14 protein-coding genes are annotated in these 14809 nt (G+C 73.0%); 6 read left to right on the forward strand and 8 right to left on the reverse strand.

Features of this window, described 5'->3' with window-relative positions; translation table 11 throughout:
- Positions 1-49: 49 nt before the first annotated feature.
- Entirely contained in the window at positions 50-577 is a 528-nt protein-coding gene (locus tag B0675_RS13190) for a carboxymuconolactone decarboxylase family protein (RefSeq protein WP_081218987.1), read from the reverse strand.
- Positions 578-669: 92 nt separating this feature from the next.
- Here B0675_RS13190 and B0675_RS13195 point away from each other — a divergent pair, with 92 nt between their 5' ends.
- A complete protein-coding gene (locus B0675_RS13195) occupies positions 670-2061 on the forward strand; it encodes a PLP-dependent aminotransferase family protein (RefSeq protein WP_081218988.1) in 1392 nt (463 codons plus the stop codon).
- 217 nt (positions 2062-2278) lie between these two features.
- Here the strand turns inward: B0675_RS13195 and B0675_RS13200 are convergent, their stop codons facing one another.
- Positions 2279-3157 (reverse strand): hypothetical protein, encoded by an 879-nt coding sequence (locus tag B0675_RS13200; protein ID WP_081218989.1) that lies wholly within the window; start codon positions 3155-3157, stop codon positions 2279-2281.
- Positions 3158-3283: 126 nt separating this feature from the next.
- Between B0675_RS13200 and B0675_RS13205 the strand changes: the two genes are divergently transcribed.
- Both B0675_RS13205 and B0675_RS13210 read left to right on the forward strand, forming a co-directional pair.
- Positions 3284-3637: a hypothetical protein gene (locus tag B0675_RS13205; RefSeq protein WP_081218990.1), complete on the forward strand. Its 354-nt coding sequence runs from the start codon at positions 3284-3286 to the stop codon at positions 3635-3637.
- Between the two features lie 192 nt (positions 3638-3829).
- Positions 3830-5014 carry a glutathionylspermidine synthase family protein gene (locus tag B0675_RS13210; protein ID WP_081218991.1) on the forward strand — a complete coding sequence of 395 codons (1185 nt, stop codon included), beginning with the start codon at positions 3830-3832 and terminating at the stop codon, positions 5012-5014.
- Positions 5015-5048: 34 nt separating this feature from the next.
- Here the strand turns inward: B0675_RS13210 and rocD are convergent, their stop codons facing one another.
- A complete protein-coding gene (gene rocD / locus B0675_RS13215; RefSeq protein WP_081221764.1) occupies positions 5049-6254 on the reverse strand; it encodes an ornithine--oxo-acid transaminase in 1206 nt (401 codons plus the stop codon).
- Between the two features lie 338 nt (positions 6255-6592).
- Here rocD and B0675_RS13220 point away from each other — a divergent pair, with 338 nt between their 5' ends.
- A complete protein-coding gene (locus B0675_RS13220; RefSeq protein WP_081218992.1) occupies positions 6593-8038 on the forward strand; it encodes a glycine hydroxymethyltransferase in 1446 nt (481 codons plus the stop codon).
- A gap of 21 nt (positions 8039-8059) precedes the next feature.
- On the opposite strand, the gene B0675_RS13225 is transcribed toward B0675_RS13220, so the two are convergent.
- The 3 genes from B0675_RS13225 to B0675_RS13235 form a co-directional block, all read right to left on the reverse strand.
- Positions 8060-8749 carry a hypothetical protein gene (locus tag B0675_RS13225; protein ID WP_241539772.1) on the reverse strand — a complete coding sequence of 230 codons (690 nt, stop codon included), beginning with the start codon at positions 8747-8749 and terminating at the stop codon, positions 8060-8062.
- A gap of 265 nt (positions 8750-9014) precedes the next feature.
- On the reverse strand, positions 9015-9956 hold the full coding sequence (locus B0675_RS13230; protein ID WP_081218993.1) for a hypothetical protein: 942 nt from the start codon (positions 9954-9956) through the stop codon (positions 9015-9017).
- Positions 9949-10590 carry a sigma-70 family RNA polymerase sigma factor gene (locus B0675_RS13235; protein WP_241539773.1) on the reverse strand — a complete coding sequence of 214 codons (642 nt, stop codon included), beginning with the start codon at positions 10588-10590 and terminating at the stop codon, positions 9949-9951. Before B0675_RS13235 ends, B0675_RS13230 begins: the two co-directional genes overlap by 8 nt.
- A gap of 100 nt (positions 10591-10690) precedes the next feature.
- Here B0675_RS13235 and trpS point away from each other — a divergent pair, with 100 nt between their 5' ends.
- Both trpS and B0675_RS13245 read left to right on the forward strand, forming a co-directional pair.
- Positions 10691-11704 (forward strand): tryptophan--tRNA ligase, encoded by a 1014-nt coding sequence (gene trpS / locus B0675_RS13240; protein WP_081221766.1) that lies wholly within the window; start codon positions 10691-10693, stop codon positions 11702-11704.
- Positions 11705-11917: 213 nt separating this feature from the next.
- The gene (locus tag B0675_RS13245) at positions 11918-12505 is read left to right on the forward strand and encodes a 2'-5' RNA ligase family protein (RefSeq protein WP_081218995.1); all 588 of its coding nucleotides are present in this window, start codon (positions 11918-11920) and stop codon (positions 12503-12505) included.
- Positions 12506-12581: 76 nt separating this feature from the next.
- On the opposite strand, the gene B0675_RS13250 is transcribed toward B0675_RS13245, so the two are convergent.
- Positions 12582-13337, reverse strand: coding sequence for a decaprenylphospho-beta-D-erythro-pentofuranosid-2-ulose 2-reductase (locus B0675_RS13250; RefSeq protein ID WP_081218996.1), 756 nt, complete (start codon positions 13335-13337; stop codon positions 12582-12584).
- Positions 13338-13419: 82 nt separating this feature from the next.
- Entirely contained in the window at positions 13420-14769 is a 1350-nt protein-coding gene (locus B0675_RS13255; RefSeq protein ID WP_081218997.1) for an FAD-binding oxidoreductase, read from the reverse strand.
- Positions 14770-14809 lie beyond the last annotated feature (40 nt).

Genomic DNA, 14809 nt, shown 5'->3' on the forward strand with positions numbered 1-14809 from the left:
CACGCGGAGACCACGGCCGGAACCGCGGCGGTCCGCGCTCCGGCGGCGGTCACGCGTGCTGCCCGGCCCGGTAGTGACCGGGCACCATGCGGCAGGTCACGCCGAACCGGTTCCAGGAGTTGATGACCGTGATGCAGGCGATCAGCTGGGCCAGCTCGGTCTCGTCGAACTGCTGCGCCGCCCGCTCGTAGACCTCGTCCGGCACGAAACCGTCCGTGAGCACCGTGACGGCCTCGGTCAGCTCGACGGCCGCGAGCTCCCGCTCCGTGTAGAAGTGCCGCGACTCCTCCCACGCGCCGAGCTGCACGATCCGCTCCACGCTCTCGCCCGCCGCGAGCGCGTCCTTGGTGTGCATGTCGAGGCAGAAGGCGCAGTGGTTCAGCTGCGAGGCGCGGATCTTCACCAGCTCCAGGAGCACGGGATCCACCCCGCGCCGGGCCGCCGCGTCCAGCCTGACCATCGCCTTGTAGACGTCGGGCGCGAGCTGGGCCCAGTTCAGCCGCGGCGTGTGCTCGGGCGCGTACGGCGCACCCTCGCCGGCCGTGGTCGTGGTGTCCGTCGTCGTGCCGCTGGTCATGGCATTCCTCCCGGTGGTCCGCGCGGTCGGGCACCGCGCCGTCGTGTCACCGACACTACGAGGGGAGTAGCCCAGGAGTATGGTCCATTCCCATGGCGAAAACATGGGCCACTCTGGGCGTCGACCTCCATCTGGAACCCACCGGATCCGGCGTCCGCAAGGGGCTGACGGACGCGCTGCGCGAGGCCGTCCGGGGCGGCAGGCTCGCCCCCGGAACCCGCCTCCCCTCCTCCCGCTCGCTCGCCGCCGATCTCGGAATCGCCCGCAACACGGTCGCGGACGCCTACGCCGACCTCGTCGCCGAGGGCTGGCTCACCGCACGCCAGGGATCCGGGACCCGGGTGGCCGAACGGACCGTCGCGCCGCAGGGGGCCGAGCCCGCGCAGCGCCGCCGCGAACCGAGCCGCCCCGCCTACGACCTCGTCCCCGGCAGCCCCGACCTCGCCTCCTTCCCCCGCACCGCCTGGCTCAAGGCCGCCCGGCGCGCCCTGACCGACGCCCCCCACGAGGCCCTCGGCTACGGCGACCCGCGCGGCCGCCCCGAACTGCGCGTCGCCCTCGCGGGCTACCTCTCCCGCGCCCGGGGCGTCCGCGCCGACCCGGACCGGATCCTCGTCTGCTCGGGCTTCGCGGACGCGCTGACCCTGCTCGGAACGGTCCTGCGGCAGCGCGGCCTGCGATCGGTCGCGGTCGAGTCGTACGGGCTCGACGCGCACTGGAACCTCCTGCACCGGTCGGGCCTGCGCACGACCCCGCTCCCGTTCGACGAACTCGGCACGGACACACGGGACATGGCGGGTGCGCGCGCCGTCCTGCTCACACCCGCCCACCAGTTCCCGATGGGTGTGCCCCTGCACCCGGACCGCCGGGCCGCCGTCGTCGACTGGGCCCGCCGCACCGGGGGACTGGTCCTGGAGGACGACTACGACGGCGAGTTCCGCTACGACCGGCAGCCCGTCGGCGCGCTCCAGGGACTGGACCCCGACCACGTGATCCACATGGGCACCGCGAGCAAGTCCCTGGCCCCCGGGCTCCGCCTCGGCTGGCTCGTCCTGCCGCCGTCGCTCGTGGACGAGGTCGTCTCCCTGAGGGCGGGGGGCGGTTGGTCCACCGGTGTGCTGGACCAGCTGACCCTCGCGGAGTTCATCACCTCCGGCGCGTACGACCGTCACGTGCGCGCCGCCCGGCTCAGATACCGGCGCCGCCGCGACGCCCTCGTCGCCGCGCTCGCCGCCCGCGCGCCCGCCGTCCGTGCCACCGGCATCGCGGCCGGCCTGCACGCGGTGCTCCAACTCCCCCCCGGCACCGAGCGGTCGGTCGTCCAGGCCACCGCCTGGCAGGGGCTCGCCGTGCACGGCCTCGCCCGCCACCGGCACCCCGACGCCTCCGTCCCCCCGCTGGACGCCCTGGTCGTCGGCTACGGCACCCCGCCCGACCACGCCTGGTCCGGCGCCCTGGACGCCCTGTGCCGCGCCCTGCCGTGAGGCGATGCACCGGGCGGGGTGGGGCTGTGCGGGGCGAGGCGGTGCGCCGGGCGGGGTGGGGCGGTGAGGCGGCGGTGCGCCGTACCGGGCGGTACCCGGGCCCACGCGCTGTCCCGGGTCCTGCCGTGGAGGCGCGCGCTGTCCCGGTCCCCGCCGTGAGGCCGCGCGGTGTGCCGCGGGGTGCCGCGGGGCCCGTACCGACCAGGGGCGCCCGCCCTCACCCCTGAGGCGACCCGGCGTCCGCGGACTCGTGCTCCGTACCCGTCTCCGTGCCCGGTGCCTCACCGAACCGGGCCAGGGCCAGCGCGCCCGCCACGGCCACCGCGAACCCGAGGACCGCCAGCCAGGTCAGCCCTTCCCGCGTCCGGTCACCGAGCCAGATCACGCCGACCAGCGCGGGCCCGATCGTCTCCCCGATGACGAGTCCCGCGGTGGCCGTCGTCACCGACCCCCGCTGCAGGGCGGTGGTCAGCAGCAGGAAGGCGGCTCCACCACCGACGAGCAGCGCGTACGTCGCCGGGTTGCTCAGCAGGCTCCCCGGGTCGAGGTCCTCGATCAGCCGCACCGCCACCTCGACGACACCGAACCCGAACCCCGCCCCCAGACCCAGCGTGAGCGCCCGTCCCCGGTCGGGCAGCCGGCCGCCGACGAGCCCCAGCAGCAGGACCACCACGGAGATCCCCAGCATCGCGTACTTCAGTCCGAGGGACCCCGTCCGGTCGCCCTCCGCCCCCGACGCCAGGCCCAGCATCGCGAGACCCGCGCACACCACCGCCACCGCGCCCCACTCGACACGGCTCAGCCGCACATGGATCAGCCACGAGGCCACCACCGCGGTCACGGCGAGGCTCGCGGCGAGCGCCGCCCCGACCGCGTAGATGGGAAGGGACCGCAGCGCGGCGATCTGCAGCAGGAACCCGACGCCGTCCAGGGCGAGTCCGGCGAGATAGCGCCACTGCCGCAAGGCACGCAGCAGCAGCGTCGCCGCACCCGCGGCCCCGCTGTCGGTCCCTCCCTCACCGGCGGCGCGGGCGGCCATTGCCTGGAGAACCGTCGCCGTACCGAAACAGACCGAGGCACCAAGGGCGCACACCATTCCAAAGAGCACGAAGCGACTGTAGGGGACAGCGCGGCGCGGGGGGCCGACGCGGGCTCGGCGTGCGCGCTCTCTAATCTGGACTCCGACCAAAACATGATCTGCACAGAACAACGGGGGAACGGAATGGCAGACGTACAGCGCCGGCTGCGATCGGGCACGGTCGTCCTCGGCGGCATGGGACTCCTCGCGGCGGCTCTCACCGCCTGCTCCTCGGACGCCCCCGACAAGCGCTGTGTCGACCGTGACAGCTACCGGCTCGGCAAGGGCTACGAGGTCGTCTCCGACAAGAACTGCACCTCCACCAAGTCCTCGACCCACGGCACCTGGTACTACGGCGGCACGAGCAAGAGCGGCCGGATCGACGGCGGCTCCTTCACCAAGCCCAGCAAGGGATCCGGCAGTTCGAGCGGCGGCAGCCACGGAGGCGGCGTCGACCGCGGCGGCTTCGGCGGCGGCAAGGGCGGCTCGGGCGGCTGATCATCGCGGGCCGCACATTGCACGGCCGTTTCAAAGGCCCCCGCCCCGTACCCGCAACCGCCCCCGCGCCCTCCCCCCACAACCCCACCCGCGCCAGCTCGCCCGGCGCGCCCGCCGAACACCGACCCCGACCACGGACCCCGCCGACCACAGACCCCGCCGACCACAGACCCCGGACAGAGACCCGACCCCATGGAACGCCGCACCATCAGCCCCCGCCCCGGCTGGCAGCAGACCGTCGAGGAGCAGGGGCTCGTCTACCCGCTCACCCGCCACCCCGACGACTCGCTGCGCCCCTACTGGGACGAGAGCGCCCACTACGTCTTCTCGCTGCCCGAGATCGAGGCACTGGAGGAGGTCGTCGAGGAACTGCACGGCATGTGCCTCGCGGCCGCAGCGCACATCGTCGAGCAGGGCCGCTTCGCCGACCTCGGCATCGACGACCCGCGGGTCGCGGCGGCCGTCGCCGAGTCCTGGCACCGGCGCGCCGAACTCCCCTCCGTCTACGGCCGGTTCGACCTCCGCTACGACGGCACCGGACCGGCGAAACTCCTGGAGTACAACGCCGACACCCCGACCTCACTCGTGGAGGCCGCGAGCCCCCAGTGGTTCTGGATGGAGGACCGCTTCCCCGGCGCCGACCAGTGGAACTCCCTGCACGAACGCCTCGTCGCCGCCTGGAAGAAGCAGGGAGCCCTGCTGCCGCCGGGCAGCCCGCTCCACTTCGCGCACTCCGCCGCCGACGAACTCGGCGAGGACCTGATGACGGTCGCCTACCTGAAGGAGACAGCCGAACAGGCCGGCCTCGCCACCGACTGGATCTCCATGGAGGAGATCGGCTGGGACTCCCTCTCCGGCCGCTTCGTCGACAACCGGCTCCGCTTCATCCGCAGCTGCTTCAAGCTCTATCCCTGGGAATGGCTCACCGCCGACCGGTTCGCCGACCACGTCCTGGACACCCTCGACAACGGCGGCGGCACGGGGAGCACCCTGTGGATCGAGCCCGCCTGGAAGATGCTCCTCTCCAACAAGGCGCTCCTCGCGATCCTCTGGGAGCTGTACCCGGGCCACCCCAACCTCCTCCCTGCCTACCTCGACGGCCCCCGCGAACTGGCCCGCACGAACGGATACGTCGCCAAGCCCCTCCTCGGCCGCGAGGGCGACGGCGTGACGATCCACGAGCCCGGCGCCGACCCCGTCGTCCGCGAAGAGGCCTGCTGCTACCAGGAGCTGGCGCCGCTGCCCTCCTTCGACGGCAACCGCGTCGTCCTCGGCGCCTGGGTCGTCGAGGACGCGGCGGCGGGCCTCGGCATCCGCGAGTCCTCCGGCCTCATCACCGACGAGTACGCCCGCTTCCTGCCCCACGTGATCCTCTAGAGCCCCCGCCCCGGCCGGGACGGCGAGGCGCGCTCTACGCCCCCAGTACCTCCCGCAACTGCCCCAGCCCCCAGTCCAGGTCCTCCTTGCCGATGACCAGCGGCGGGGCCACCCGGACGGTGACGCCGTGGGTGTCCTTGACCAGCACACCCCGGTCCATCAGCTTCTCGGAGATCTCCCGCCCCGAGCCGAACTCCGGGGCGATGTCGACGCCCGCCCACAACCCCCGCCCGCGCACCGCCGTCACATGCCCCGAGTCGGTGAGCCGCGCCAGCTCGCGGTGCAGATGCGCGCCGAGCTCGGCGGCCCGCTGCTGGTACTCACCCGTCCGCAGCATCGCGATCACCTCCAGCGCCACCGCGCAGGCCAGCGGATTCCCCCCGAACGTCGACCCGTGCTCCCCGGGCCGGAACACGCCCAGCACCTCCGCGCTCGACACGACGGCCGACACCGGCACCACCCCGCCGCCAAGTGCCTTCCCGAGGACGTACATGTCCGGCACCACATCCTCGTGCTCGCACGCGAACGTCCGTCCCGTGCGCCCGAGTCCCGACTGGATCTCGTCCGCGACGAACAGCACACCCCGCTCCCGCGTCAGCTCCCGCACCGCCGGCAGATAGCCCGGCGGCGGCACCAGCACACCGGCCTCCCCCTGGATCGGTTCGAGCAGGACCGCCACCGTGTTCTCCGACACCGCCGCCCGCATCGCCGTGAGATCGCCGTACGGCACGATCTCGAACCCCGGCGTGTACGGGCCGAAGTCCGCCCGCGCCTCAAGGTCCGTCGAGAAGCTGATGACCGTCGTCGTCCGCCCGTGGAAGTTGTTGCCCGCGACGACGATCTTCGCCCGCCCCTCGGGCACACCCTTGACCCGGTACCCCCACTTCCGGGCCGTCTTCACCGCGGTCTCCACGGCCTCCGCGCCCGTGTTCATCGGCAGCACCATCTCCATGCCGCACAGCGACGCCAGCTCCCGGCAGAAGTCCGCGAACCGGTCGTGGTGGAAGGCCCGCGACGTCAGCGTCACCCGGTCCAGCTGCGCCTTCGCCGCCTCGATCAGCCGCCGGTTGCCGTGGCCGAAGTTGAGCGCGGAGTAGCCGGCCAGCAGGTCGAGGAAGCGACGCCCCTCGACATCCGTCATCCACGCCCCGTCCGCCGTCGTCACGACGACGGGCAACGGGTGGTAGTTGTGCGCGCTGTGCGCGTCGGCCGAGGCGATGAACGCCTCCGTCGTCTCCAGGGCATCCATGGCGCTCACCGGAACTCCGTTCTCCGACCCGCGAAAGGGTGGGCTTGTGGCCTCCTTCCTATCGTCGCTCGCATGGTGGACGCGGGAACCCGGTGATCCGGCGCGCCCGGTAGGCTGACCGGCGGGGCCGTGACTGGCGCGCTGGGATGGGACCGACCATCGGGGAGCGGCACCCACGCTGTGACTTCTCCGGGAACCGTCCCGGCCCTCCGGCCGCTGCATCCGGCCGCACGAGGGCACCGGGCCGTGTCCGGGCGGAAGCCCCGGCAACCGAGTGCCGTGCGCCTGGGCCGACCCGTGAACGCTGAACGCCACGTCCGGAGGCCGTCATGCCAGAGCCCCTTTCCACCGAGTCCACCGCCTTCCGCAGCGCCCTCGACGTGATCAGGGCCGTCGAGCCCCGCGTCGCCGACGCCATCGGCCAGGAAGTCGCCGACCAGCGCGACATGCTCAAGCTCATCGCGTCCGAGAACTACGCCTCCCCGGCCACCCTCCTCGCCATGGGCAACTGGTTCAGCGACAAGTACGCCGAGGGCACCGTCGGCCGCCGCTTCTACGCCGGCTGCCGCAACGTCGACACCGTCGAGGCCCTCGCCGCCGAACACGCCCGCGAACTCTTCGGCGCCGAGCACGCCTACGCACAGCCGCACTCCGGCATCGACGCCAACCTCGTCGCCTTCTGGGCGGTCCTCGCCGCCCGCGTCGAGGCCCCCGCCCTCGCCAAGGCGGGCGTCCGCAATGTCAACGACCTCACCGAGGCCGACTGGGCCGAACTGCGCCAGGCCTTCGGCAACCAGCGGATGCTCGGCATGTCCCTCGACGCCGGCGGCCACCTCACCCACGGCTTCCGCCCGAACATCTCCGGCAAGATGTTCGACCAGCGTTCCTACGGCACCGACCCCGCGACCGGCCTCATCGACTACGAGGCCCTGCGCACCTCCGCCCGCGAGTTCAAGCCGCTGATCATCGTCGCCGGATACTCCGCCTACCCCCGCCTGGTGAACTTCCGCATCATGCGGGAGATCGCCGACGAGGTCGGCGCCACCCTCATGGTCGACATGGCCCACTTCGCCGGCCTCGTCGCCGGCAAGGTCCTCACCGGCGACTTCGACCCGGTGCCGCACGCCCAGATCGTCACCACCACCACGCACAAGTCGCTCCGCGGCCCGCGCGGCGGCATGGTCCTGTGCGACGAGACCCTCGCCGAGCAGGTCGACCGCGGCTGTCCGATGGTGCTCGGCGGCCCCCTCCCGCACGTCATGGCCGCCAAGGCCGTCGCACTCGCGGAGGCCCGCCGCCCCGAGTTCCGCGCCTATGCGCAGGCCGTCGTCGACAACGCCCGTGCCCTCGCCGAGGGCCTGATGCGCCGCGGCGCCACGCTGGTCACCGGCGGCACGGACAACCACCTCAACCTCATCGACGTGGCCTCCTCCTACGGCCTGACCGGCCGTCAGGCCGAGTCGGCCCTGCTCGACTCGGGCATCGTCACCAACCGCAACTCCATTCCCGCCGACCCGAACGGCGCCTGGTACACCTCCGGTATCCGCATCGGCACGCCCGCGCTGACCACCCGTGGTCTCGGTGCGGCCGAGATGGACGAGATCGCCGGTCTGATCGACCGCGTCCTCACCGCCGCCGAGGCCGGCACGACCGCCAAGGGCGCTCCGTCCAAGGCGCAGCACGTCCTCGACGCGAAGATCTCCGACGAGATCGCCCACCGCGCCACCGACCTGCTGGCGCCGTTCCCGCTCTACCCGGAGATCGACCTCGGCTGACAGCCGCCCACCGGCCGGCTCCTACAGGTCGACCAGCTCCTGTCGTGGCTCCCGCGGCGATCCGGCGTTCTCGCGCCGGGTCGCCGCGCGGCGTCTGCACCAGGGAATGCCGGCGCCCAGCAGCAGCCCCGCCGCGACTCCGGCCAGCGCCCACTCCGCCCGCTCCCGCGCCGCCCGTCCCGTGGACACCGGCGCCGCACGCTGCGGACCGAACAGCTTTCCGTCCTGCGCCAGCTGCCCGAACACCGAGCGCGGCGCCCGATGCCAGCGGATGTCGTCGTCGACCACGTCGGGTGAGACGTCCGTGCGCACCCACGGTGTGCCGTCCGGCGCGAGGAACACCTGGTCCTGCCGCTCGACGGCGACGTCCCCGCCGGGGGCGCGAGCTGTCTGCGGCCAGCCCCCGACACCGGTCAGCCCCCAGACGACCGTGGCCCGCACCGCCGGATAGTCGCCCTGTGCCCATGCGTCGGGCACCTGCTCCGTGCCCGTGAACCGGGGCGCCAGCAGCCGCCACAGCCGCCCGAAGTCCCGGTCCTCGGAGCGCAGTGTCGTCGTCCGGCCGGTGTCGCCGGCGATCACCAGAGCCAGGTCCGGGCTGTCACCTCTGCCGAGGCTCTCGGTACCGACCGCGGCCCGGGACAGAGCGACGCCGACCGTCAGCGACGCCGACAGGGCCACCGCCACCAACACGAGGAACCGCCCCCACACCCCCGCCCTGCCCCTTCGATCCCACCGGCCCCTGCACGTCATCCGTCCCCCCATGTCGTCAGCCCCTCGTTCCCTCGGCCTCTCGGCTTCTCGTTCCTTGGCCGCTCGTCCTCTCGGCATCGCACCCGCCGTCCCGCCCTGGCGCGCCACCCTCAGCCGGTGGGGCCCGCACGAGACGTCTCACTCCTGGTACACCGCTCGACCCCTCGGGGTTCCCTCCCGGGACCCGCGGACTTCGGCCCGGTCGCGCGGGCAGCGGGGCGGGCTACGTCAGCGAGCGCGCGATCTCCAGCGCCCGCGCCTTCGAGGACACTCCCTCCAGCCGGAGCGTCACCTCGCCGTGGTGCGTCCACAGCAGCGTCGGCCCGGCGGTCCGCTCGGCGTGGTCGAAGCCCTCGCCGTCCGCGTCGAGGAGCCGGAAGCTCAGAACGTGCGGGCGCGCGAACCACAGCGCGGGACTGCCGAGCGTCTCCCCGTCGCCCAGGCTCAGCCACTCCGGCGGCTCCCGCACGGTCTTGGTGAAACCGATGTCCAGCCGGGCCGGAAACGCGTCGATCCGGACCGTGTGACCGTGCTCGCGCCAGCACAGGTTCATCAGCAGGCGCCCCTTCGGCTCCGGTGTCACCGTGATCGTGTCCGGCGCCCCCAGCGCGCCGGGCACGGGCGGGGTGAACCCGGCCCGCCGCGCTGCCTGAGCCGATGTCAGGGAGGGGCCGGGGCAGCCCGGCACCCGGGCACCGGCCGAGGGCGCCACCGACGGGTCGTACCGCACCTCGACGCCGCCGAAGTCGAACCAGTCGACGACCGCGGCGCGCACCGGAGGGGTGAGGACGAGCACCGTCAGCACACCGCACAGTCCCGCCGTCAGAACGCGCCAACGCTCCCGCGCCCAGCGGCGCACCGGCCGCAGCCGCGCGCCGGGCCGCGAGGGCCGGCCGGTCAGCGCGGACGGGGTCGCGCCGTGCCGCCGCGTCGAGGCCGGGGACGCCTCCATCGCGAGCAGTTCCGACAGCACCCGCTCGGCCATCGACTCGCCGCGATCCGCGCCGTCCGTTCCCGGTCCGTCCAGCGTTCTTCCGAGCGCCAGCAGTTCGTCCCGCAGCCGGGCGGCGTCGGCGGGCCCCCGCCTCCCGCGGCCGAGGCCCGGTCCCGCACCGGCGACGCCGTCGCCCTCGTCCGCGCCCGCGTCCTTGTACGGCTCACGCATGGTCGGCACCCCCTTGTCGGGGCTGCCGGGGCTGCCGGGGCAGCAGCGGCTCGTGGGGTTCGAGAGCGGGCAGGAGCCGGCCCAGTCTGCGCAGGGCGCGGTTGAGCCGGGACTTCACCGTGCCCCGGGGCCAGCCCAGCGCCTGGGCCGTCTCCGGCTCGTCCATCTCCAGCAGATAGCGGTAGGTGACGACGAGGCGGTGCTCCTCGCTCAGCTGGTCCAGGCCGGCCAGCAGCGCCGCCCGGCGCTCCGTCTCCAGGGCCGCGAGGGCCGGGTCCGTGGATTCCGGTATCAGCGGTTCCGCCTCGGTCAGCGCGGCCTCCCGGCCGGCCAGGGTGCGCTGACGCACCGCCGTGCGCACGGTGTTCCTCGCTTCGTTGGCGACGATCGACAGCAGCCACGGCTTGAACGCCGAGCCCTCCCGAAAGCGCTCCAGCGAGCAGTACGCCTTGATGAAGGCCTGCTGCACCACGTCCTCCGCGTCCGCACCCGCGCCGAGTGCTCTGGCCGCCCTGATCGCGATACCCGTGTGGGCACGGACCAGCTCCGCGTACGCCTCCGGCTCTCCGGCGCGTACGCGGGCGATGACCTCGGCCTCGTCGACGACGATGCGGCCCCCCTCCCGCGTCCTCACACTCTTGGTACACCGCTCGGGGCCCATCGGTTCCCACGCGTGTCCCCGCTGTTTCCGGCCAGTTCCGGAGCGGGTCCCGGTACCTGAGAGAATGGTGAGCATGGCCTCTGACAGTCCTCGCGTGCTCTCCGGAATCCAGCCCACGGCAGGCTCGTTCCACCTCGGCAACTACCTCGGCGCGGTCCGCCAGTGGGTGGCCCTGCAGGAGTCCCACGACGCTTTCTACATGGTCGTCGACCTGCACGCGATCACGATCCCGCAGGACCCCGCGGACCTGCGGGCCAACACCCGGCTCGCCGCGGCCCAGCTCCTCGCCGCGGGCCTCGACCCGGAGCGCTGCACGCTCTTCGTGCAGAGCCACGTGCCCGAGCACGCGCAGCTCGCGTGGATCATGAACTGCCTGACCGGCTTCGGTGAGGCCTCCCGCATGACGCAGTTCAAGGACAAGTCCGCCAAGCAGGGCGCCGACCGGGCGAGCGTCGGCCTGTTCACGTACCCGATCCTCCAGGTCGCGGACATCCTGCTCTACCAGGCCAACGAGGTGCCGGTCGGTGAGGACCAGCGACAGCACATCGAGCTGACCCGCGATCTCGCCGAGCGCTTCAACGGCCGCTTCGGCGCGACGTTCACGGTCCCGAAGCCGTACATCCTCAAGGAGACGGCGAAGATCTTCGATCTCCAGGACCCGGCGATCAAGATGAGCAAGTCGGCGTCGACGCCCAAGGGCCTCATCAACCTGCTCGACGACCCGAAGGCGACGGCCAAGAAGGTCAAGAGCGCGGTCACCGACACGGACACGGTCATCAGGTATGACACGGCGGAGAAACCGGGTATCAGCAATCTGCTGACCATCTACTCGACCCTCACCGGGACCGGTATCGCCGAACTGGAGCAGAAGTACACGGGCAAGGGCTACGGTGCGCTGAAAACCGACCTCGCCGAGGTCATGGTCGACTTCGTGACGCCGTTCCGTGAGCGCACCCAGCAGTACCTGGACGACCCGGAGACCCTCGACTCGATCCTCGCCAAGGGTGCGGAGAAGGCCCGTGCCGTCGCCGCGGAGACGCTCTCCCAGGCGTACGACAAGGTCGGCTTCCTGCCCGCCAAGCACTGAGGGACGGGGCCGCCGCGTCGGCGGGGGCCCAATCCGTACGGCGGCCCCTACCACAGCGCCTTCGGCAGTCAGTACGAGACGAGCGCGACACTCGTACGGCCGCCAATAGAGGGCCTCACCGCCGTACAGTCGATAGCCGGACAGGCCGTACAACGGCCCCTGTCCGCCCCGCACCACCACCGACCGGACCATGGAACGACGACAGGAGACGACGTGGGGACCGTAACGATCGGCGTGTCGATCGCGGTCCCGGAGCCTCACGGCAGCCTGCTCCAGGAGCGGCGCGCGGGCTTCGGCGACCCCGCGGCTTCCGGCATCCCCACGCACGTCACCCTGCTGCCGCCGACCGAGGTGGAGGAGACGGCGCTGCCCGCGATCGAGGCGCACCTCCTCGACGTCGCCGCGGCCGGGCGCCCGTTCCCCATGCGGCTGTCCGGCACGGGCACCTTCCGCCCCCTGTCACCGGTCGTCTACGTCCGGGTGGCCGAGGGCACGGAGGCCTGCACCTGGCTCCAGAAGCAGGTCCGGGACGCCTCCGGCCCCTGCGCCCGGGAGCTCCAGTTTCCGTACCACCCGCACGTCACCGTGGCCCACGGCATCGACGACGAGGCGATGGACCGCGCCTTCGAGGCACTCTCCGGCTACGAGGCCCAGTGGCCCTGCACCGGGTTCGCGCTGTACGAGCAGGGCCCGGACGCTGTGTGGCGCAAGCTCCGCGAGTACGTCTTCGGCGGCGCCGTGGTCCCCCCGCAGGCCTGCCCCTCGGAGCGCGGCACCAACACGACTCTGCCCGCGCTCTGACGGCGGTCCGCCGGCGCCGGTCCACACGCGCGTGCCCCCGGGCCCATGGCTCCAGGGGCACGGCGTGTCGAGTGCTTCAGAGCGGCAGGCGACGGAACAGCCCGCGCGGCGCGTGTCGCAGGGCGGACATGACCACCCGCAGCGCCCCCGGTACCCACACCGTCTCCGACCGGCGCCGCAGCCCCAGCTCGATCGCGGCGGCCACCGCCTCCGGGGTGGTCGCGAGCGGCGCCTCCGGCAGGCCGGCCGTCATCCGGGTGCGGACGAACCCCGGACGGACGATCATCACGTGCACGCCCGTTCCGTGGAGGGCGTCGCCGAGCCCTTGCGCGAACGCGTCCAGACCGGCCTTGCTGGAGCCGTAGATGAAGTTCGAGCGACGGGCGCGCTCGCCCGCGACCGAGGACAGCACCACCAGGGAGCCGTGCCCCTGCGTCTGGAGGGCCCGCGCGCACACCAGGCCCGACGAGACGGCCCCCGTGTAGTTGGTCATCGCGACCCGTGCGGCCGCGACGGGCTCGCGCTCGTCCAGCGCCTGGTCGCCGAGGACCCCGACCGCCATCAGGACCATATCGATGTCGCCCTCGGCGAAGACCTTGCCGAGCGCCTCCTCGTGGGACTCGGGGTCCAAGGCGTCGAAGGCGACCGTACGGGCGTCCGCGCCGAGCGCGCGCAGCTGTTCGGCGGCCTCCTCCAGGGCGGGCGTCGGCCGTCCGGCCAGCCACACCGTGCGGGTGCGCCGGATGATCATCCGGCGCGCGGTGGCCAGCGCGATCTCGGACGTGCCGCCGAGGATCAGCAGGGACTGGGGGATACCGAAGGCGTCCTTCATGACAGCTCCTTGGGACGGGGACGAAACGACGAGGCCGGGACAGGTGCCCGGGAACACCGGGGGAGGGGTGGCCGGATGCGCTCTACAGGCCCAGGCGGCGGGACAGGTCCGAGGTGAAGACGCCCCGGGGGTCCAGCTCGCGGCGCAGCGAGCGGAACGCGTCCAGCCGGGGATACATCGCGGCCAGCAGTTCGGGCCGGAGCCGCGCGTCCTTGGCGAGGTAGACACGCCCCCCGGCACCCGCCACCTGCTCGTCGAGTTCGTCGAGGAAGGCGCCGAGGCCCGGCAGGTTCGCCGGGATGTCGAGGGCGAGGGTCCAGCCGGGCATCGGAAAGGACAGCCAGCCCGGATCGCCTTCCCCGAAGCGCTTCAGGACGGCGAGGAACGACGGGCAGCGGTGTTCCGAGATCCGCCCCACGATGCGCCGCAGGGCCTCCTCCTGGCCGTGCCCGACGACGAACTGGTACTGCACGAACCCACCGCGCCCGTAGACGCGGTTCCAGTGCGGTACCCCGTCGAGGGGGTGGAAGAAGGTCGGAATGCGCTGGAGCTCGCCGGTACGCGCGCGGGGCGCCTTGCGGTACCAGAGCTCGTTGAAGAGGCCCACCGTCGTCCGGCCGAGGAGCCCCTCCGGTACGAAGGCGGGTGGCGCCGGCAGTCGTGAGGGGCGGAACGCCAGCGGGTGCCGGCGCGCCCGCGGGGGCAGCGCGTTCAGCGGGGCGTGGTCGCCGCGGGTCAGGACCGAGCGGCCCATGTTCGCCCCGCGCGCGAGGAGGTCGATCCAGGCGACCGAGTAGCGGTAGAGGTGGTCGGTGGCGGTCAGCCGGGCCATGAGGTCGTCCAGGTCGACCGCACGCTCGGTGTCGACGGACATCAGCGCGGTCTCCACGGGCTGGAGGCGGACGGTCGCCGTGAGGATCACGCCGGTCAGGCCCATGCCGCCCGCCGTGGCGTCGAAGAGGGGCTCGCCCCGTCCGACCGTCCGGATCTCCCCGTCCGCGGTCAGCAGCTCGAAGGAGAGCACGTGCCGGGCGAACGAGCCGGACCCGTGGTGGTTCTTGCCGTGGATGTCCGCGCTGATCGCCCCGCCCACCGTCACGTAGCGGGTCCCGGGGGTGACCGGGACGAACCACCCGAGGGGGAGCAGCACCTCCATCAGCCGGTGCAAAGACACCCCGGCGTCGCACAGGACCGTGCCGCCGCTCACGTCGATGGCGTGGATCCGGTCGAGGCCCGTCATGTCGAGCACGGCCCCGCCCGCGTTCTGCGCCGCGTCGCCGTACGCCCGTCCGAGCCCCCGGGCGATCCCGCCCCGGGTGCCGCACTCCCGGACGGCGGACGCCGCCTCCTCGTAGCTGCGCGGGCGGACCAGTCGGGCGGCGGTCGGGGCGGTGCGGCCCCAACCCGTGACGGAGACGGTGTCGGCAGGCATGCCCGTGACCGTAGCGCCGCCAAGGGTGCACACCGGGGCA

Source organism: Streptomyces sp. M41(2017) (assembly GCF_002078175.1).
Taxonomy (GTDB): Bacteria; Actinomycetota; Actinomycetes; order Streptomycetales; family Streptomycetaceae; genus Streptomyces.